The organism is Herbaspirillum sp. SJZ099, from assembly GCF_007828355.1.
In the GTDB taxonomy this organism is placed as follows: domain Bacteria; phylum Pseudomonadota; class Gammaproteobacteria; order Burkholderiales; family Burkholderiaceae_D; genus Herbaspirillum.
The window spans coordinates 468,371-489,068 of sequence record NZ_VIUO01000003.1 but is presented as its reverse complement, the minus strand read 5'-3'; the positions used below and the strand labels follow the sequence as shown (position 1 = coordinate 489,068).

Annotated in this window: 12 protein-coding genes; 10 read left to right on the top strand and 2 right to left on the bottom strand. The window is 63.4% G+C overall.

Annotation, left to right across the window (positions count from 1 at the left end; translation table 11 throughout):
* Nucleotide 1: 1 nt before the first annotated feature.
* Nucleotides 2-844: an aldo/keto reductase gene (locus tag FB597_RS10070; protein ID WP_144769456.1), complete on the bottom strand. Its 843-nt coding sequence runs from the start codon at nucleotides 842-844 to the stop codon at nucleotides 2-4.
* Nucleotides 845-1,073: 229 nt separating this feature from the next.
* Here FB597_RS10070 and FB597_RS10065 point away from each other — a divergent pair, with 229 nt between their 5' ends.
* From FB597_RS10065 to FB597_RS20495, 4 genes are all read left to right on the top strand, one after another.
* Complete coding sequence (locus tag FB597_RS10065; protein ID WP_144769455.1) at nucleotides 1,074-3,347, top strand: CHASE2 domain-containing protein; 2,274 nt, start codon at nucleotides 1,074-1,076, stop codon at nucleotides 3,345-3,347.
* Nucleotides 3,348-3,829: 482 nt separating this feature from the next.
* A complete protein-coding gene (locus FB597_RS10060; RefSeq protein WP_144769454.1) occupies nucleotides 3,830-5,455 on the top strand; it encodes a ShlB/FhaC/HecB family hemolysin secretion/activation protein in 1,626 nt (541 codons plus the stop codon).
* A 1-nt stretch (nucleotide 5,456) separates the two neighbouring features.
* Nucleotides 5,457-9,122, top strand: a complete 3,666-nt coding sequence (locus FB597_RS10055) for a filamentous hemagglutinin N-terminal domain-containing protein (RefSeq protein ID WP_144769453.1) — start codon at nucleotides 5,457-5,459, stop codon at nucleotides 9,120-9,122.
* Nucleotides 9,123-9,183: 61 nt separating this feature from the next.
* Entirely contained in the window at nucleotides 9,184-10,119 is a 936-nt protein-coding gene (locus FB597_RS20495) for a FecR domain-containing protein (RefSeq protein WP_255517133.1), read from the top strand.
* A gap of 2 nt (nucleotides 10,120-10,121) precedes the next feature.
* On the opposite strand, the gene FB597_RS10045 is transcribed toward FB597_RS20495, so the two are convergent.
* A complete protein-coding gene (locus FB597_RS10045; protein ID WP_144769452.1) occupies nucleotides 10,122-10,895 on the bottom strand; it encodes an MBL fold metallo-hydrolase in 774 nt (257 codons plus the stop codon).
* A 428-nt stretch (nucleotides 10,896-11,323) separates the two neighbouring features.
* Between FB597_RS10045 and FB597_RS10040 the strand changes: the two genes are divergently transcribed.
* From FB597_RS10040 to FB597_RS10010, 6 genes are all read left to right on the top strand, one after another.
* Entirely contained in the window at nucleotides 11,324-12,961 is a 1,638-nt protein-coding gene (locus FB597_RS10040; protein WP_144769451.1) for an HD family phosphohydrolase, read from the top strand.
* Nucleotides 12,962-13,225: 264 nt separating this feature from the next.
* Nucleotides 13,226-14,806 carry a hypothetical protein gene (locus FB597_RS10035; RefSeq protein ID WP_144769450.1) on the top strand — a complete coding sequence of 527 codons (1,581 nt, stop codon included), beginning with the start codon at nucleotides 13,226-13,228 and terminating at the stop codon, nucleotides 14,804-14,806.
* Between the two features lie 931 nt (nucleotides 14,807-15,737).
* On the top strand, nucleotides 15,738-17,225 hold the full coding sequence (locus FB597_RS10025) for a SulP family inorganic anion transporter (RefSeq protein WP_141914698.1): 1,488 nt from the start codon (nucleotides 15,738-15,740) through the stop codon (nucleotides 17,223-17,225).
* A gap of 162 nt (nucleotides 17,226-17,387) precedes the next feature.
* Nucleotides 17,388-18,368, top strand: coding sequence for a fimbrial protein (locus tag FB597_RS10020; RefSeq protein WP_144769449.1), 981 nt, complete (start codon nucleotides 17,388-17,390; stop codon nucleotides 18,366-18,368).
* A gap of 170 nt (nucleotides 18,369-18,538) precedes the next feature.
* Entirely contained in the window at nucleotides 18,539-19,600 is a 1,062-nt protein-coding gene (locus FB597_RS10015; protein ID WP_186442762.1) for a fimbrial protein, read from the top strand.
* A 278-nt stretch (nucleotides 19,601-19,878) separates the two neighbouring features.
* Nucleotides 19,879-20,541 (top strand): DUF1120 domain-containing protein, encoded by a 663-nt coding sequence (locus FB597_RS10010; RefSeq protein WP_144769447.1) that lies wholly within the window; start codon nucleotides 19,879-19,881, stop codon nucleotides 20,539-20,541.
* The last annotated feature ends 157 nt before the right edge of the window (nucleotides 20,542-20,698 follow it).

Here is a 20,698-nt window from a genome sequence, read left to right as displayed (position 1 = left end):
CCTAGAGCATCGCCAAAGGCAGCTTGCGGCGCGGCGGTGGGAAGGCGGCGTCGAGTTCCCTGAGGTCGGCGTCGGCCAGGGCAATGTCGAGGCTGGCGCGGTTTTGCCGCACGTGCTCCTGGCTGGCCGCCTTGGGGATGGCGATCACGCCGGGGCGGCGCAGCACCCACACCAATGCGACCTGCGCCGGCGTCACGCCATGCCGCTGGGCGACGGTGGCCAGCGCGGCATTCTTCAGGATGCGCCCCTGTTCGATCGGCGAGTAGGCCATGACGGGCACGCCGCGTTCCAGCGATTGCGGCAGCAGGTCATATTCGATGCCGCGTCGCGACAGGTTGTACAGCACCTGGTTGGTCAGGCACTGGTTGCCGTTTTCTTCTTCCAGCAATTCATCGATGTCGTCGGTATCGAGGTTGCTCACGCCCCAGCCGCCGATCTTGCCCTGCGCCGCCAGCGCCTGCATCGCCTCCACCGTGGCCGACAACGGGTGCGAGCCGCGCCAGTGCAGCAGGTACAAGTCGATGCGGTCGGTGCCCAGGCGTTTCAGGCTGGCTTCGCAGGCGGCGATGGTGCCGCGCCTGGAGGCGTTTTGCGGCAGCACCTTGCTGACCAGGTAGACCTGGTCGCGGCGGCCGGCGATGGCGCGGCCGACGATCTTTTCGGCGCCGCCGTCGGCGTACATCTCGGCGGTGTCGATCAGCGTCATGCCCAGCTCCAGTCCGGCTTGCAGCGCCTTCACCTCGGCCGCCGCATGCGCGGCCGACTCTCCCATGTTCCATGTGCCCTGGCCCAGGGCCGGCACCTGGTCGCCATTGCGCAGCTTGACCAGCGGGATTTGCTTCATGCGTCCTCCTCTTGATAGGAATGCGCCGCCGGCGATGCCTTCACCCGATCCGGCGACGAAAATGCATTAGACCCCATTTTGGCTCCGGCTTCATCCCGCACCGCACATCGCATGGCGCCAATGCATGGCGGCAACTTTTCGATGGTTTTGTGGCGCCATGCCGGCGCCGCGATTGTGGCCGCGAGCAACTGCTGGCATGATCGCACCAAGAAAAAATCCAGGGGAAATCATGTTGCGTCGTTTGCGTCAGGCCTGCGCCAAATATTGGGCGCGCTGGTTGCTGGCATTGGTGCTGACCGGTGTGGCGGCTGCACAGGTGGTCGGCATGCTGCCGGGCGAGTGGGTGGGGCGGCTGGACCTGTTCTTCTACGACTTGCGCATGCGCGTGGCCAAGGCCGAGCTGGACCCGCGCATCGTCATCGTCGACATCGATGAAAAAAGCATCGCCGACATCGGCCGCTGGCCCTGGAGCCGCGACGTGGTGGCCGAGCTGGTCCGGCAGATGACGCAGACCTACCAGGCGCAGTCGGTCGGTTTCGACGTGGTGTTCGCCGAACCGGACACCAGTTCCGGCTATGCCCGCCTGGAAGAATTGGCCCAGGGCGAATTGAAGGATGTGCCGCAATTCACCCGCCAGTTGCAAAGCCTCAAGCCGCAGATGGACTACGACGCGCGCCTGGCCGAAGCCCTCAAGGGGCAGCCGGTGGTGATGGGCTACAACCTGTCCAACGAAGCCGGCGCCATCGCCAAGGGGCAACTGCCGGCGCCGGCCTTCACTGTGGCCGATCTCGGCGGGCGCCGGCTGGACGTGACGCACTGGCGCGCCTACGGCGCCAACCTGCCGCAGTTGCAGCAGGCGGCGCGCTCGGGCGGCTTCTTCAACCCGCTGCCCGACGAGGACGGCCTGATCCGCGCGGTGCCGCTGGTGGCCCAGGTCGGGGACAATTTCTACGAATCGCTGGCACTGGCCACCGCGCGCGTGGCCCTGAACGGCAAGCGCATCAAGCCGGTGTTCCTGCAGAACGACGCGGTGCTGTCGGACGAACAGTTGCGCGACTATGGCGCGCTCGATTCCATCGCGGTCGATGTCAAGCCCGAGCCGCTGTTCATCCCGGTCGAACGCCACCTGACCACGCTGGTCACCTACCGCGGCCATGGCGGACCGGCCGGCGGCGCCTTCCGCTATGTGCCGGCGGTGGACGTGCTCCGCGGACGCGTGCCGCACGACCAGCTGGACGGCCGCATCATGCTGGTCGGCACTACCGTGCCGGGCCTCAACGACTTGCGGGCCACGCCGGTCAGCCCGGTCTATCCCGGCGTGGAAGTGCACGCCAACCTGATCGCCTCCATTATCGACGGCGAGTTCAAGCAGCGCCCGGAATTCGCGGTCGGCTACGACCTGGTGCAGATCCTGGTGATTGGACTGGCGCTGGGCATCCTGTTGCCGATGCTGGGGCCGCTCATGTCGATCCTGCTGACGGCGGCCGCCGGCGCCGGCATCGGCGCTTTCAATTTCTGGCTGTACAACGCCGGCGGCCTGGTGCTGCCGCTGGCCACCGCCTTGCTGCTGATCGCCGCGCTGTTCGTCTGCAACCTGGGCTGGGGCTACCTGTTCGAATACCGCAACCGCAAAGCCATCGTCAACCTGTTCGGCGAATACGTGGCGCCCGAACTGGTGGCCGAGATGGCGGCCAATCCCGAGAGCTACAACATGGAAGGCGAGATCCGCGAGCTGACCGTGATGTTCTCCGACGTGCGCGGCTTCACCACCATCTCCGAAAGCCTGCAACCCAACGAGCTGCGCGAATACATCAATCTCTACCTGACCGCCATGTCGGAAGACATCCGCGGCAACCGCGGCACCCTGGACAAGTACATCGGCGACGCCGTCATGGCCTTCTGGGGCGCGCCGCTGGCGCTGCCCGACCACGCCGTGCGCGCGGTCGCCACCGCGCTGAAGATGCAGCAGACCGTCATCGCGCTGAACCGGGAGTTCGCCAAGCGCAACTGGCCGCCGCTGAAGATCGGCATCGGCGTCAATACCGGCTCGATGCGCGTGGGCGACATGGGTTCCAGGATCCGCAAGGCGTACACGGTCATGGGCGACACGGTCAACCTGTCTTCGCGGCTGGAGTCGATCACCAAGGTCTACGGCGTAGGCGTGCTGGTCGGGCAAGCCACGCGCGATGCCGCGCCGGGATTCGCCTACCGCGAGCTGGACCGCGTGCGCGTCAAGGGCAAGAACGAACCGGTGCCGATCTTCGAGCCGCTGGCGCCGGACGGCGAACTCGATGCCGGCCTGCGCGCCGAGGTCGGGCAATGGCATGCGGCGCTGGGGGCCTTGCGCGCGCAGCGCTGGGATGAGGCCGAGCGTGCGATTCTCGCGCTGCAGGAAAAATCGGCGCATGGCCTGTATGCGTTGTATCTCGGGCGCATCGCCCGTTATCGCAGCGAGCCGCCTCCCGCCGATTGGGATGGCGTCACCACGTTCGACACGAAATAAAACGACGATAAAGGCGTGACAAGCGTTCAAGCCGGCAATGACTTGATGCATCTTTGCGCGAAATCATCAGAATAGTTTCCAGGCAGACAAAAATCCGACGCGTGAAAATGCCGTCGCGGCAGAGCGGGTGTGTTTTTTGATCGAATCTTGTCGACGCTGAAGAACCGAATCCCTATACTTTACATACGTCAAGAAAGGCTCATGCCGCGCAAGGGTTGGGCCGTTACTGACGATTCTGCTTCGAGGGGATTCCACCGCTTTCAATTTGCCATGCGCCGCAACGCAGCGGATGGCGCGCGCGTTTTTGCGCATCGGAGCGAGGATATTCCGGCGGCGGGGATCCAGGGAGACAGCCGAGACGGCACGATCCGCCGCGCCAGCGTTGCGTACTTGCGTACATGCATTCAAGAAAAAAAAGGGGAGGCGGGCCATACAGGCAACCGCTCGCACATATGATGAAACGCGGCTTTCAGCATTGTTTGATGGGGATGGCGCTGGCGACCACAGCGCTGGGGGCGATGGCGCAAGCTGCGCCGCAGGCGGCCGTGGCCGCTGCCGAGCCAGCCGACGAGCGCTTCGAGATCAAGCGTTTCCAGATCGATGGCAACACCCTGCTCACGGCGCAGCAGATCGAACAGGCTGTCGGGCCGTTCACCGGCGCCGGCCGCGTCTACGGCGACATACAGCAGGCTTTGGAGGCGCTGGAAAACGCCTACCGCCAGGACGGCTACAGCACCGTCCTGGTCCATGTGCCGGAACAGGAGCTGACCTCCGGCGTGGTGCGCCTCCAGGTGACGGAGGCCGCGATCGGCAAGGTCACCGTGGTCGACAACAAGCACTTCAGCGAAGCCAACATCCGCGCCAGCATTCCGGCATTGCAGCCGGGCATGGCGCCCAACATGCGCAAGATTTCGGAATCGCTGCAACTGGCCAACGACAACCCGGCCAAGCAGGCCAGCGTCGAGCTCTCCAACTCCGAAGCCGAAGGCAAGATCGACGCCAAGGTGACGGTGACCGACAATGACCCGTTCCGGGTGATTCTCACGCTGGACAATACCGGCTCCCCGGAAACCGGCCAATGGCGCACCGGCGTCGCCCTGCAGCATTCCAACCTGTTCAACCGCGACCAGGTCGGCACGCTGGCCTACACCACCTCGCCCGACAGCCCGTCGGGCTCCAAGGTCGACCTGTATTCGCTGGGTTACCGCCTGCCGCTGTACGGCATCGGCGACAGCGTGGATTTCATCTACGGTAAATCCAACGTGACCAGCGGCACCTCGCCCACGCTGGGCTCGCTGTTCGGCTTCACCGGCAAGGGCGATGTCTACGCGCTGCGCTGGAACCATTTCTTCGCCCGCAGCGGCGAATGGACCAGCAAGCTGGTGTTGGGCGCCGACTACAAGAAACTGGGCTCGACCTGCAGCTTCGCCGGCATCGAGCTTTCCACCTGCCAGCCGTATTCCACGCTGCCGCTGTCGGCCACCTATAGCGCACAGCGCCAGGGCGTGGGCCAGATCCTCGACTACAACATCGGCATCGCGCGCAACTGGGCGGTCGGCCCCAGCTACACCAGCACCAGCGGCCGCACCGACCGCTATTCCTTCATCGCCGGCAACCGCGACACGACCGACAACTTCGTCATTGCGCGCGGCGGCGTGTCGCTGCTCAAGGCGTTCGCCAGCGACTGGCAGATGCGCCTGGCCGGTACGGCCCAGTACGCGCCCGATCCGCTGGCGCCGGCCGAACAGTTCGGCCTGGCCGGTTCGACCGCCGTGCGCGGCTTTTCCGAACGCGCGGTCGCGGCCGACAGCGGCATGATCGTCAATGCCGAAGCCTATACGCCGGAACTGCTGGCCAAGAGCGAGCTCAAGGGCAACCTGCGGCTGCTGGCGTTCTACGACATCGGGCGCGGCTACAACAACAAGACCGCCGGCAGCGCGCTGGCATCCAGCATGACGGTGGCCAGCCTCGGTTTCGGCGCGCGCTACAACGTGGGGCGCGATTTCAACCTGCGCCTGGATGTCGCGCGCGTGTCCATCGCCGGCACCTCGCCAACAGAAAAACGCGGCGACCTGAATGCGCACCTGAGCGCGACCCTGGGGTTCTGACATGAAAAATACCGTACCCACCTCCGAAAGCCAGGGCGCCTGCGGCGCGCCGCCTGCCATCGAATTGTTGCCGCCGTCGCTGACGGTGCGCCTGGGCAAACGCCGCCTGACCCTGAGCTGGCGCGCACGCAAGCCCCTGCCGTCGCTGTTGGGCCGCCTCCTGCTGCGCTCCTGGCGCCAGGTGCTGGCGCCGGTGCTGCGGGTGTCGGTGTCCGCAGCCGCAGTGTGCGGCGCCTGGCAGACCGGCGCGTTGGCCGCCGCGCCGGCGCCGGGCACGCTGCCCGCCGGCTGGAGCGTGGTCAACGGCAACGTGGTGTTCACGCAGAACGGCGCCACGCTCAACATCAACCAGCTCACGCCGCAGGCGATCGCCACTTTCCAGTCCTTTTCGATCGGCTCGGACGCCGTCGTCAACATCAGCCAGCCCGGTGCGGCGGCAGCCTTCCTGGCCAAGGTGACCGGCGGCGATATTTCGCAGATCTACGGCAAGCTCACCGCGCCGGGCCTGGTGGCGCTGTACAACCCGAACGGCATTTTGATCGGCCCCGGCGGCACGGTCGATGTCGGCCGCTTCATCGCCTCCACGCTCAACATCAACGACAGCGATTTCCTGGCCGGCAAGCTGACCTTTTCCAGGCAGGGCGCGGTCGGCTCGGTGGAGAACCAGGGCACCATCAAGTCCGCCACCGGCGGCAGCGTCTACCTGATCGGCAGCAGCGTGACCAACGGCGGCATCATCCAGAGCCCGCAGGGCGAGGTGATCCTGGCCGCTGGCGAAACCGTGACCCTGGCCGACACCGCCACGCCGGGGGTGACGGTGAACGTCACCGGCAACACCGGCAATGTCACCAACCTGGGCGCCATCACCGCCGAAGCCGGCCGCATCGGCATTGCCGCCGGCCTGATCAGCAACAGCGGCACCATCAGCGCCTCCAGTGTGGTGCGCGAAGGCGGCCGCGTTTTCCTGCGCGCCTCGCAAAACCTGGCCACCACGGCCAGCTCACGCATCAGCGCCGACGGCACGGCCGGCGGCAACGTGACGCTGTATTCGGATAACAAGGCCTTCATCGACGGCGACGTATCGGCCATCGGCGCGCCGGGCCGCGGCGGTTTCGTCGAGACTTCCGGCCTCAAGCAGCTGGACGTGGTCAAGGTGCCGACCGTGGGTTCGGGCGGCACCTGGCTGATCGATCCGTACGACCTGACGGTGGTGTCTTCCAGCAGCGCCCCGATCCAGGGCGGGATGTGCGGCACGGTGTATGCGGTGGGGTCGAGCGATGGCGGCACCGAGATTCTCAACAGCACCATCAACGCCCAGCTCAACCTGGGCGTCAATGTCACGCTGACCACCGGCAACGGAGGCAATTCGGGCGACGGCAATATCACGATCAGCGCGGATATCGTCAAGAGCGCGGGAGCCGCGGCAAACCTGACGCTCAACGCCGACAACAATATCAACATCAATGCCAACATCACCAGCACCTCGAATGGGCTGGACCTGGCATTGAACACCCGGCATAACGATTACAGCAATGTCGAGGGCGTCAGCCGCGACATCTCCATCGGCAACGGCGCGCGCGTGATCCTCAACGGCGGCACGATGACCGTCTCCGATGGCGGCGGCAAGCAGGGCAACGGCAACCTGTTGCTCGGCAACGGCAGCATCGTGATGGGCACGGGCGACACGCTCAATGCGGGCAATGTCACCATGGGCAGCAGCGGCCTGCTCAGCCTTGGCGGCACGGCGACGGTCAACGTGACGAGCCTGGCCAGCGACGGCGCCGTCACCGGCAGCGGCACGATCAAGACCGCGCAGGGTTTCTTCAACAACGGCACATTGGCGCCGGGCGGCGATGGCAATGTCGGCACCCTGAACATCGATGGCAACCTGACGCTGGGCAGCGGCAGCAAGCTGTTGATGGATGTCTCCAATGCGGGTTACGACCGGATCAACTTCCTGAGCTGCGGCACGGTAAGCCTGGGCGGCACGTTCCAGACGCGCTTGCTCAACGGCTACACGGCATCGGTGGGCACCGTCTATCAGATGTTCAATATCAGCGCCGGCGCGCAGTTCGCTCCCGGTTCTTATTTCCGCAACGTGACCGGCGACGTGCTGACCATTGGCGGCAACAAGCAGATGATCAAGGCCACCACGGAAAATGGCCTGACGCTGGCCATGGCCGGCTCGGCCACGCTGGCCGCCAACGGTAGCGATTCCGACTGGGGCAGCCTCGCGACCTGGGGCGGAGCCGGCTACATTCCGACCCAGATCGATACCGTCGTCATCGATAGCTGCATGACCGCGCACCACGGCATGGGCGCCGACACCATCGACAAGCTGGTGCTCAACGGCGGCAGCCTGGATATGTATGGCGGCAGCCTGACCGTAGCCACCTCGACCTCGGGCAGCGGCAGCATTTCCGTGACTTCGCCGATGAATGCCGATGCGACCACGCTCACGCTCAACAATGCCGCTACCGATGCCAATGTCTACGTCAATAGCGGCAACCTGGTGCTCGGCGGCGATACGCGCTTCTACGGCATGGAGGTGCGTGGCGGCAACGTCACCGGCAATTCCGGATCGCGCCTGATGGTGTCGGACGATTTCTACCAGAGCGGCGGCAACATGAGCCTTGCCGATGCCGCGCTGAGTTCGGCTTCCGGCACGCTGACGGTGGGCAATATCACGGCCAACAACCTGGTGCTGGAAGCGCGGAACGGCGATATTTCCCAGTACGGCAGCAGTTGTATGAGCATTGCCACCTCGCTGCACGTGACCAGGCAACTGATCGCCTCGGCCACCGGCAATATCAGCCTGGATGGCGCCACCAGCAACAACCAGATTGCCGCTTTTGCCGCCAGCAGCAGCGGCCAGGGCAACATCAGGCTGCTCAACCATCTCAATACCGATGACGCCAGCGTGGTGACCGTCAATGGCGTCAATGCCGCCAACGGCAGCGTCAACATCGAGAACTATGGCGCCATGCGCACGGCGGCGATCGGTTCGAATGCCGACTTCCTGGGCAGCTTGCCCGCGGCGGTCGACGGCACGCCCACCAGTGCCGCCACCAAGCTGGCCATGCTGGGCATTAATGGCGCCGGCCTGGTCAAGACCCGCGGCGCCGGCGCTTCGGTGAACATGTCGACGCACAGCCCGTTGACCATCGGTGCGGGCGGCGTGGACGCCAGCGGCGACATCGTGCTGACGGCGGGCAGTTCGGCCAACAGCGGCGCCGACAACCTGATCATCAATGGCCCCCTGTCTTCGCAGGGCGGCAACGTTACGCTCGCCGCCGGCAACAGCATCGCCCTCAACGCCAATGTGACGACCTCGGCGCCGGGCCTGGCGACGTTGTCGGCCCCGGCGTTGAGCTACGCACCGGGGGTGAGCATCACGGATGCCAATGGGGTGCGCATACCGGTACCGCTTCCGCCTCCGGTCGACCCGATTCCTGTGGTGACGCCGGCTGGACCGTCGACGGCGCTGGTGGATAGCATCAACACCCTGATTGCGCTCGTGACGCAGACCATGGCGCAGACTTCCGGTTCGGCCGGGCAGGTCAGCATGACGAGCGGCGACCGTAGCGGTACGGGCAAGGAAGACGCAAAGGGCGCCATTGCAGAAGAGAGGGCAGCGCCCAAGGTAGCCAAGCTGTATTGCAATTGATGCGCCGGATCGTATGGTTTTCCCGGGCGCCGGCTTGCGGCCCCGGTTTTCAGGACTCAGTATGAAACCGTTGAATTATTCTCGTTGGGCAGTCATGGCGCGGCGGCTGGCCGGGTGGTGGATGGCATTGGCATTGCTGGCCGCCGCCGGTGCGGTGCAGGCGCAGGCGGTGGGGAAGGTGACGCACCTGTCGGGTCTGCTCACGGCCAGGCATGCCGACGGCACGCGCACCGTGCTGGCGGTGAAGTCGGCCATTCTCCAGGGCGATACGCTCATTACCGAACGCGAGACGTATACCAGGGTGCAATTCCTGGACAATGCCGAGATCGTGCTGCGCCCCGGCAGCGAGGTGGTGGTGGCCAAGTATGTCTACGACGAAAAGAAACCGGAAAACGATTCGGTGGCGATCAACCTGGTCAAGGGCGGCTTGCGCGCCGTGACCGGCCTGGTCGGCAAGCGCAACCATGATGCGGTCAGCTTCGACACGCCGACGGCGACGATCGGTATTCGCGGCACGACTTTCATCGCCCAGTTCTGCTCGAATAACTGCGGTGCGGCATCGCCGGTGTCGGGAGCAGGGTCGTTGCCGGCGCCGTTGCCTTTGCCGCAAGCGGCGCCAATCCAGATGCCAGCACCAGCAGCAACAGGGGCAATGACAGCAGAAACAGCATCAGCAGGCGCGGCACAAGCCGCAGCACAAACCGCAGCACAAACCGCAGCAAAAGCTGCAGCCGCGGCAATACCAGCAGCAGCGCCGGGATTGCCGCCGGGCTTGTATGTGCAGGTATTAGATGGCCTGATTAACGTGTCAAATCGGGGAGGCGCGCAGAATTTTAGTGCGGGCCAGTTCGGCTATACGCCTAACCTCACGACCCCGCCGGTCATTCTGCCGCAGAACCCCGGCTTGAAGTTCTTGCCCCCTCCGAGTTTCAACAGCACTCCGCCGGTCGGTCAGCAGACTGGCGCGGGTAAAGCGGTCGATTGCGTGGTGCGTTGAGTCTAGAACGCCAGGATGACGCCCGGCGCCAGCATGCGTGGCTGGTGCGGGCTGTTGCCGGCGGCGATTTCGCGGGCGATCTGCTCCTGCTGGCTGGGCTTGGCATGGGTCACCAGCACCTCCGGCCGCGCGCGCAGCTTTGCCAGTTCGGCCAGCAGCAGGCTGGGGCACAGGTGTTTGGACAATAGGGCCAGCTCGCGCTCGCGGTCGGCGAAAGCGGCCTCGATGATCAGGTAGCGCAGGTCGCCGACGGCATTGAGGGCTTCCCACAGCGGGTCGCAGATGCAGGTGTCGCCGCTGAAGGCGAGCGAGGCGCCGCTGGCCTGGTTGTGCAAGTGATAACCCACCGCCGGCACGGTATGCGTGGCCGGCAGCGGGGTGATGCTGCGCATGCCCAAGATCACGGCCTGGCCGACCTCGATGGCGGCAAAGCGCAGGAAGGGATTGTCCGGCGTCGGGATCTGGCTGAAGTCGGGCCAGATCTGCCAATTGAAGATGTGCCGGCGGATGATGTCCAGCGTCTCGCGCGTGGCGTACATGGTGACCGGGCGCTCGCGCAGTTCGCCCACGCTGTCGACCATCAGCGGCAGGCAGGCGATATGGTCCAGGTGGGCATGCGTGATGAAGACATGGTCGATCGCGGCCAGGCGTTCCAGCGGCAGGTCGCCCACGCCGGTGCCGGCGTCGATCAGGATATCGTGATCCACCAGCAGGGAAGTGGTGCGCATGCCGTTTCCGCCGATGCCGCCGCTGCAACCGAGAATTTCTACGCGCATTGTGACTTGCCGTCCGATATAGTTATAGGCTGGAAGGCCGCCCCAGTGCGGCTGCCGATCGTTGGTTGCAACCCGGAAACCCCCGTCCGGACTGGGTTTGCGAACAATGTGGCAAACTATGCAACAGTGGTCGATGTTAAGTGATCCGCGCCCCTAAATCAACGAAAAGAAACCGGGCAAACAGGGCGGACTCTTCCATTCGTAGCCGGTATGATCTACCCGGAAATGTTTCAGTAAGGTAAGCTAAGGAATTGCAGGCGATTTAGGCCCGGGCTTGCCGCAATCTGCGGCGCGGGCGGGCTTTAAAATCCCCGGAATGCGAGTAGAGTGTCCGGGGAAAACACCGGATTTTGCACTCTGGCCGGCACACGCGGAAAACCGTAACGGCAGGCCCTGGCCACCCATCCACCGCAGCATCGGCAACCGCCATGGACAAGCACCGAGACATTTCCTACCGGCTGGACCAACTGACCGAACTGAGCATGGCGCTCAGCAACAACCGCGACCTGCCGTTGCTGCTCGAACGCATCCTGCTGACCGCCATGGACATCACGCAAGCCGACGGCGGCACCCTGTACCGCATCGACGAAAGCGACAACAGCCTGCAGTTCTACATCTCGGTCAACGGCAGCCTGAAGATGCACCAGGGCGGCAGCAGCGGGACGGCGATCTCGATTCCCAACATCGCGCTCAGGCTGCCCGACGGCGCGCCCAACCTGTCGGCGGTGGCCGCCTATGCGGCCAACACGCGCAAGTCGGTCAACATCCCCGACGTGTACCAGGCGCAGGAGAGCACCGGCTTCAATTTCAACGGCATGCGCATGTTCGACGAGAAGTACGGCTACCGCTCGCAGTCGATCCTGACCGTGCCCATGCAAGATCACAGCGGCGAGCTGCTGGGCGTGCTGCAACTGATCAACGCCACCGACCGCTCGGCCGGCAAGACGATCGCGTTCTCCGAGACCGACCAGCACTTCATCGAAGCGCTGGCCTCGCAGGCCTCCATTGCGATGACCAACCAGCAACTGATCCACCGCCTGGAAAACCTGTTCGAGAGTTTCATCAAGCTGATCAACATCGGCATCGGCGAAAAGTCGCCGCACACCGGCCGCCACTGCGAGCATGTGCCGGAACTGGCGATGATGATCGCCGAGGCGGCGCATGCCGCCACCGAAGGCCCGCTGGCCGATTTCCGCATGACCGAGGCCGACCGCCGCGAGCTGTGGGTGGCCGGCCTGCTGCACGACTGCGGCAAGATCAGCTCGCCCACGCACATCGTGGAAAAGTCGACCAAGATGGAAACCATCTTCGACCGCATCCACCTGATCGACACCCGTTTCGAGGTCTTGAAGCGCGACGCCGAGATCGGCGTGCTGCAGGAGAAACTGGCGCTGGGCGCGGCGCTCACGCCGGAAAAAAGCGCCGAGCTGGATGCGCGCCTGCAAGCCGAGATCGCCCTGATGGACGACGAGCGCGCATTCCTCCACAAGAGCAACATCGGCACCGAAGGCATGAAGCCGGAAGACCAGCAGCGCGTGCTCGACATCGCCGAACGCCAATGGCGCGGCCCGGATGGCCGGATGCGCAAATTTCTGGACGAGGAGGAAGCCGGCAACCTGCGCATCCGCGCCGGCACCCTGAACGACGCCGAGCGCCAGATCATCAACAACCACATCGTGATCACGATCAAGATGCTGGAGTCGCTGCCCTGGCCCAAGCAATTGCGCAACGTCACCGAATACGCCGGCGGCCACCACGAGCGCATGGACGGCAAGGGCTATCCCAAGGGCCTCACGCGCGAGCAGATGTCGATACCGGCGCGCATCATGGCGGTGGCCGACATCTTCGAGGCCGTCACCGCCGCCGACCGTCCCTACAAGCGCGGCAACACGCTCAGCGAGGCGGTCGAGATCCTGGCCGGCTTTCGCGCGCGCAACCACATCGACCCGGACCTGTTCGACATCTTCATCCGCAACAAGGTCTACCAGCAGTACGCCGACAAGTTCATGCATGCCAGCCAGATCGACGAGGTCGACCTGTCGAAGATTCCAGGGTACGGCGGCTGAGAAGAAATCCGGGGGGGGCCGGTAATGTGGTTTAGCCATGACGAAAATAATTGCTGTCGTCCTGACGAAAGTCAGGATCCAATGTCGTTCAACGGCCATCGGTATGCAACGAAAGCCACTGGGCCCTGACTTTCGTCAGGGCGACGGGAGAGGGTTTTCGTGTCGACTGAACGGCATTCTGGCCGCCGGTGGGGTATGCTGGCGGCTGCAGGAGTCCCCCCCCCATCGCCCATTGCATGACAGCGCATCGAGGAACCGTCATACGTGTCTGAAGCAGTAATCCGAACAACCCAACCCGCCGGTGGCAAATCCGGTAACTTCATCGGCCGCCATTGGCGCGGCGACTATTCCCTCGCTCGTTCCTACTGGCTGCATACGGTGCTGTTGTCGTCGCTGCTGCCGGCGTTCTCGATCTCGCTGCTGGCGCGGCTGACCAATGACATGCCGGCGCGCTACGGCGTGGCCGGGGTCTTGGCCATCGCCGCCTTCAGCTACCTGGCATGGATCTGGGGCGTGCGCGGCTGCTGGATGTCGGCCAGCCGGCATGTGGCGCGCGGCGGGCGGCGCTGGGCCGAAGTCGCGGTCAAGGTGCTGATCGTGTTCGGCGCCATCAGCCTGGTCTCCAGCACCTGGCGCGCTTCCCATTCCTTCCGCGAACAGTTCGACATCGCCCGCGGCAAGCAGCTGGGGCCGCCGGTGGTCTACCAGTTGCGGGTCGACGGCAAGTCGGTCCTGCTGCAAGGGGGCATGAACGACGGCGCCGCCGACGGCCTGGAGCGCCTGTTGCAGGCGCATCCGTCGGTCACCACCGTGGTGCTGTATTCGGCCGGCGGCTGGGTGCGCGAGGGCCGGCTGGTGGGCGATGTGATCCGTCGCCGCGGCCTCAATACCTATGTCGAGCAGGAGTGCTCGTCTTCGTGCACGCTGGCCTTCATGGCCGGGCGCGACCGCGCCATGGATCCGCGCGCGCATATCGGTTTCCATACGCTTTACACGGTGGGCGGCGACGACCGCATCAACAAGACGTTCGACCGCAACCTGACCTTCGACACCTACGGCAAGCTGGGCCTGCCGCGCGACTTCATCGCACGCATCGCCGACACGCCGTCCAACAAGAGCTGGTATCCCGAGCAGGGCCAGATGCTGCAGGCCGGCGTGCTGACCCGCCTGGCGCCCGGCGGCGAGACTGCGCAACTGGCCACCATGGCCACCTCGCGCGATGTCCTGGAAGAGGAGTTCAAGAAAGGCGCGTTGTTCGACATCATGGCGCGCTACCACCCCAAGGATTTCGCGCACATGGTCGACCTGGCCTGGACGCTGGCGCAGGCGCATGCTTCCGATGCCGAGATCCTGGCGGTGGGGCGCGAGCAGGTCGGCATCCTCAGCCGCAAACTGTTGCCGATCGCCTCGGACGAGTCGTTGCAGCAATTCCAGCAACTGGTGCTGGACCAGGCGGTGGCGCTGCGCGGCATCAGCGCGGCGGCATGCACCGAACTGATCTATCCGCGTTCACGTGCCGACGCCGCGGCCGGCCGCGAGACGCCGCAAGCGGTGTTGCCGCAGGAATTCGCCAACCGCGAGATGGCGATGACGCAACGCCTGTTGCGCGACGCCGATCCGGCCAACGCCGTTCGCTTCACGCTGGGCGAACGCACCCGCGTGATCCGCCGCGCGCTGGCGCCGCTGTCGCAGGAACAGCTGCGGCTGCTGTCTTCGCCGGAGCGCCGCCAGGCTGATCCGGATGCGACTTGCGATGCTTCGATCTCTTATCTGCGGGCGGTCAATGAACTGCCGGTTGAGGAGCGCAAGATTGCGTTGCGGGTGTTGTATTCGCGGGTGGATTAGTTGTATTGGTTTGATGTTTTTTTTGGGGTAGTTTGCTCTTGCTGCTGGTCGATGTACTGGTTTGGTGTTGTTGGGTAGTCTGGTCTTGCTTCATGCAGATGTACTGGTTCTATGCTTCTCTTTCTCCGGTCGGAGCGGAGCGCCGGGTGCGGCCCGGCAGCCGCTCACTTTCTTTGCTTCGCCAAAGAAAGTAAGCAAAGAAAGGCGCCCCCTAAGTGCCAGCCCCTTCGGGGTACCCGTTGGAGCGTCATGAAAAATGGGCGAGGCAGAGTCGCTACGCTCCGACTGCCTCGCTGATCCATTTTTCATGGCACTCCAACGGCTGGCCCACAAGGGGAGAAAACCTGGACGCCTCGCCTGCGGCATCGGGCTTGGGAGGGGAGTTGCGCGTTGGCTCCATTTTCTGAACCAAGCCAGTCGCAAGCACCGCGATGCCGAAGGCGAGCCGGACAAGACGTCGCATCTAACCAGCCGACGGAGCGGGCAAAAAAATGGATCAGAAAAGCAGTCGGAGCGAAGCGACTCTGCTTTTCCCATTTTTTTGTTCGATCCGTCGGGAACCCCGAAGGGGCTGGGTAGTTGCGTCGCCTTCTTTTGCTTACTTTTCTTGGCGAGACAAGAAAAGTGAGCGGCTGCCGGGCCGCCCCCGGCGCTCCGTTCCGACCGGAGAAAGAGAAGCATAGAGCCAGTACATCGACCAGAAGCAAGACCAGACTACCCAAAAAACAATGCAACCCCCACACACCAACCCCCTCAAAGCCCGCAACGTGTCTACCTTCCATAGCCGTTGATACACAATAAAAGCCGCTGGTTCTCTTATTGCGTTGCAGTAAAATGACGCCTTCATCGCATGCCGACGACCGTCGGCTATGTTCTACACTGACCAGACCTACATCCGGCCCGCCATCCGCGGCAGGCCTTCGCCTCCGCCATGACCGATGCCGCCGTCTCATCCTCGCCCACTCCCTCACGCCTGCGCGACTTCCGCCAGAACACGCTGGCCGGCCTGACCACCGCCTTCGCCCTGGTGCCGGAGTGCATCGCGTTCGCCCTGGTGGCGCAGTTGAACCCGCTGATGGGGCTGTATGGCGCCTTTTTCATCTGCACCATCACCGCGCTGTTCGGCGGCCGGCCGGGGATGATTTCCGGCGCCGCCGGTTCGATGGCGGTGGTGATCGTGGCGCTGGTGGCGCAGCATGGGGCGCAATACTTCCTGGCCACGGTGCTGCTGTCAGGCCTGGTGATGGCGCTGTTCGGTGCGCTGCGCCTGGGCAAGCTGGTGCGCATGGTGCCGCATCCGGTGATGCTGGGTTTCGTCAACGGCCTGGCCATTGTGATCGCACTGGCGCAACTCGAACACTTCCGCCATGCCACCCCGACCGGCCCGGTATGGCTGCAAGGCACGCCACTGGCCATCATGCTGGGCCTGACCCTGCTCACCATGCTGATCACCTGGCTGTTGCCGCGCGTGACCCGCGCGGTGCCGCCGGCGCTGGCGGCGATCCTCGGCGTCGGCTTGCTGGTGCAACTGACGGGACTGCATACGCCGACACTGGGCGACATGGCCAGGATCGCCGGCGGCCTGCCGCTGTGGCATTTCCCCGAGGTGCCGATGAACCTGGAGACCTTGCGCATCATCGCCCCGTACGCGGTGCTGATGGCCATTGTCGGCCTGCTGGAAACCCTGCTTACTTTCAACCTCACCGACGAGATCACCGCCAGCCGCGGCCAGCCTAATCGAGAATGCCTGGCGCTGGGCGCGGCCAATGTGGCGTCGGGCCTGTTCGGCGGCATGGGCGGTTGCGCCATGATCGGCCAGACCATGATCAACCTCGGCTCGGGCGGCCGTTCGCGCCTGTCCGGCGTGGTGGCCGGGGTGATGATCCTGATGTTCATCCTGTTCCTGGCGCCGGCCATCGAACGCATCCCGCTGGCCGCGCTGGCCGGCGTGATGTTCGTGGTGGCGCAGGAAACCTTCGCCTGGGGCTCGCTGCGGGTGCTGGGCAAGGTGCCCAGGAACGACGCCATCGTGATCGTCGCCGTGACCGTCATCACCGTCTTCACCGACCTGGCCGTGGCGGTGCTGTGCGGCATCGTGATCGCCGCGCTCAACTTCGCCTGGGAACATGCGCGCGAGATCCGCGCCGACGTGACGGACAATGCCGATGGCTCGCGCACCTACCTGCCGCACGGCACGCTGTTCTTCGCTTCGACTGCCCACTTCCTCGAACTGTTCGACCCGCAGCGCGATCCGCAGCAGGTCGTGCTGGATTGCCGCCATCTGCGGCTGGCGGACCATTCGGCGATCGCGGCGATGCAAACGCTGAGCGAACGCTATGCCAGGGCCGGCAAGGGCTTGCGGCTGGAATCCTTGTCCAGGCGTTGCCAGGCGCTGTTGCAGCGGGCCGGCGCGGCATAAGGAGGTTCGTCGGCAAGGCCGGCCGTTCTTCCTTGCGTCGTTCGCCGGTGTGAACTTTGTCAGTGCCCGCCGCGCATTTGAGACTATTCCTATCGTGCCGCGCGGGCGTCTGGCCTAGACTGCGATCCTGTCGTTTATTTTCGCCGGGATCGGGACTTCGCCATGTTCATGTCATCTTTGGGGCGCCTGTTGCTGGTCGCGGCGGCGCTGTGTATGTGTTCTTTCACCGCGCGGGCGGAGTGTCGGCAGGCAGAGACTGCTAGTGTGATGGTGGACATTCCAAGAGAGGCCATATCGATACCGTCCAATGCCAAGGCGGGTGATGTCCTTTACGACCGGATCGTGCCGTTCCAGATTGTCTTCGGGCAAGCCCCACTCCATCTGCAATGCTCCGGTCCCACGCCTAACTATCTGTTTTTATTCAACGATTGCACGAGCAAGATATGCATGACGGAGAATGCCTCCATGGGGATCACTGTCGACCTGGACCTACCCAATTATGAGCCCGGTTGGCAGCGGTACAGGCTGCCGGATGGCGACTTGTCAGAGCCGATCAATGTCAAGGCGCGGGTGCGGGTCCACGCGTTGAGGGATTCCAGGGGCCTCAACAGCGGTACCGTGTTCTACTATGGTCGCGGCCCTACGGCCATATCGGCGTGGCCCCCCATATCGAGCAGGGGAGCGACCGGTTGGTACTTCAGGACAAACGGTCTTTATGCGGTCCGAACGACCTGTGAGATGACGGCGCCCGACGTGGTCACCCTGCCCACAGTGGCGAGCAAGGAGCTGACGGGAATAGGTTCGACCGCCAAACCCAAGGACTTCAATATCACCCTCAATTGCTCCGGGGAGCGACAAGTATCCGACATTGGCGTTGCCTTCAGTCCGGCATATAGGCATCCTTCCGGTGCGCCGGGGGTGATCGCCACGGATATCGGGAACGACAACGCCAACAACGTCGCCTTCCAGATCATCAACAAAACGACGCAAAGGCCGATCGAATTCGGCCAGCTTGAGCGAGGTACCCGAATGGTCAATGGCACCGCCCAGTACCCCTTCACCGTGCAGTACTACCAGACCGGCGCGACCATCGCGCCAGGGCCGGTACGCGGGCGTGTGGTGGTGAGGGTCCAGATGCAATAGCGGATCAGCGCGCGGTCGGGCCTCCTGGCCCTTTGGCGAACGGCTTGCTTCGGAAGAGGCGGGTCGTTTTCTTTTTACGGGTGCCGGTAGAGCGCATTGGGTTTGAGATTATTCTCATGGTGGGATGCGCAGGATATTTGGACAATCTAGGCTTTCCCCAGGAGCGAGTCGTGTTGTCCAAACCTAATCGCTTACCGGCCGCCATGCTGCTTCTGTTGACCGCCGGTTCCGCTTACGGTGCTTGCACTCTCGTGCGAGTGCCTGCTGATCAAGAAATCCAAGGCCAGGAAGTGATTTATACATTTCCGAATGGCCGTGTTTCGATTCCGCGCAATTTACCGGTCGGAAGCGTTATTGCGCGTGCGCCGATTCGCAGTATCACTAGAACTGGCCAGGCTTTGCAATGTCAACCGGGAGATCGCGTACGAGAGACTGTTAATGCGGCCACGGATACTCGTAATGATGGAATCAACGGCTATCTGAGAAGGGGAGACGGTTCCATGACCGATGCCGGAGTCGCTTATCGTGTCCTTCAATCCGACGGCAATCCTATGCAGTTGACCAGCGTTTCGGCGTGGCCAACGAATGGAGGGGCTTGGGGGTCATCAGCTGCGCTTGTCAGAAGATACGCTGCGGAAATCGTACTGGTGAAAACTTCGGATGTCGTCCATTCCGGGACGGTATTTTCGGCGGGACTCAAGCGGCGTATCAATGCTGTCGATTTTAACAATGCTGCCGGCGGCCGCCTGGTTGCGGCCACGATGACAACTACCAACAGCGTGACAATCGTGCCGCAGACCTGCGAGATGACATCCCCGGCAACGGTGTCGCTGGGCAATCACCGCAGAACGGCATTCACTGGCGTAGGCAGCACCACGCCGACCACCTCCTTCAGGATCAGCATTGACTGCACCGGCGTACAAACCGCCGTTCACATGACCATGAGCGATCCGAGCAATGTCGCCAATCGCAGCAGCACCTTGCCGCTGACGAGCACGTCGACCGCCTCGGGCATCGGCGTCCAAATATTGCGCGGTTCGACCGATACGCTGGTCAGTTTCGGCCCGGATTCCGCAGTCGCAGGCAACCCGAACCAGTTCAAACTGTTCGATGCGACTGCGGCTACTCCTACCCATATCGAGACTTTCAGGGTGCGTTACGTGCAGACTGCGGAGAAGGTAGAGCCGGGTACGGCTAATAGCGTGGTTACCATGACCATGTCTTATCAGTAGCATTGGGTGCGACAGCCGGCAGGGTGAATGCCGGTGCCGAGGTCAATTTCCCCTTTTTATTAATCACGCCATTTATTCAATCAATACCGAGCTCAGTGATGGCCGGCTTGTATCGGGATGATACAAGCCGGGGTTTTATTGTCTTTTTGAAACAAAAGACAAATATTATTTGAGATTATTCTCATATGAATACGAGAAACGAATTGGCAAACTGAGGTCACTGCATCAAGCAAACGAAGTCCGCATATCGCGGGACTTTGCCTATTGGAGGGGCAACCATGAAAAAATCAATCGCCTTTATGTGCATCGGCATGCTGCTGTGTTCCGCCGCTGTATCGGCGGCGCCCAGTACCGAAGTAAAGGTCAGCGGTAAGGTGACTCCGGCCGCTTGTTCGCTCGAGATTGGCAATAGGGGTTATGTGGTCTATGGGCTGATTGCCAGTGCCAGCATCAACAAAACCTCCAATACGACATTGCCGACCCAGAGTGCAAGTTTCTCGATTACATGCGATCAACCGATAAGAATCGCGCTGTCCTTCACGGACAATCGCGCAGGCAGTAAGGTGCCGGGCCTGTTCCGGTACACCAATGCCGCGTATTCCGGCTGGTACGGGGATCAGGCGATGTATGGGCTGGGCACGGTTGGCAACAAGAATATCGGCGCTTTCCAATTGGGTCTTGCCAATGTCAGGCATGACCGCGGCAATACTTATGGGTTGATATCGACGTCGAGCGCGGCCGATGCCCACTGGGGTTATAACTCTACCAACCTGCTCGCCACCGGCGAGTGGTATGGCTGGGGTGGCTCCACGGTAGCCCCCCTGAAAACCATCACGGGCGAGCTGACGGTGACACCGGTGTTGGAACAGGGCCAGAATTTGCCGACCGGCGAAGAAATCAACTTTGACGGTTCGGTCACGATGGAGGTGCGCTACCTCTGAGCGCGATGGCCGGGCGCGGTCATGGCGTGGTGTGGCAGGTAGGAACATCGGGACATTCCGCTTGCGCGGATGACGTCCGCCATCCGTTCGCCTTAAAAAAAGCCCGCCAACGGCGGGCAAGTACCACGGGAAATTGTTGAATCCGTCACGGCCCGCA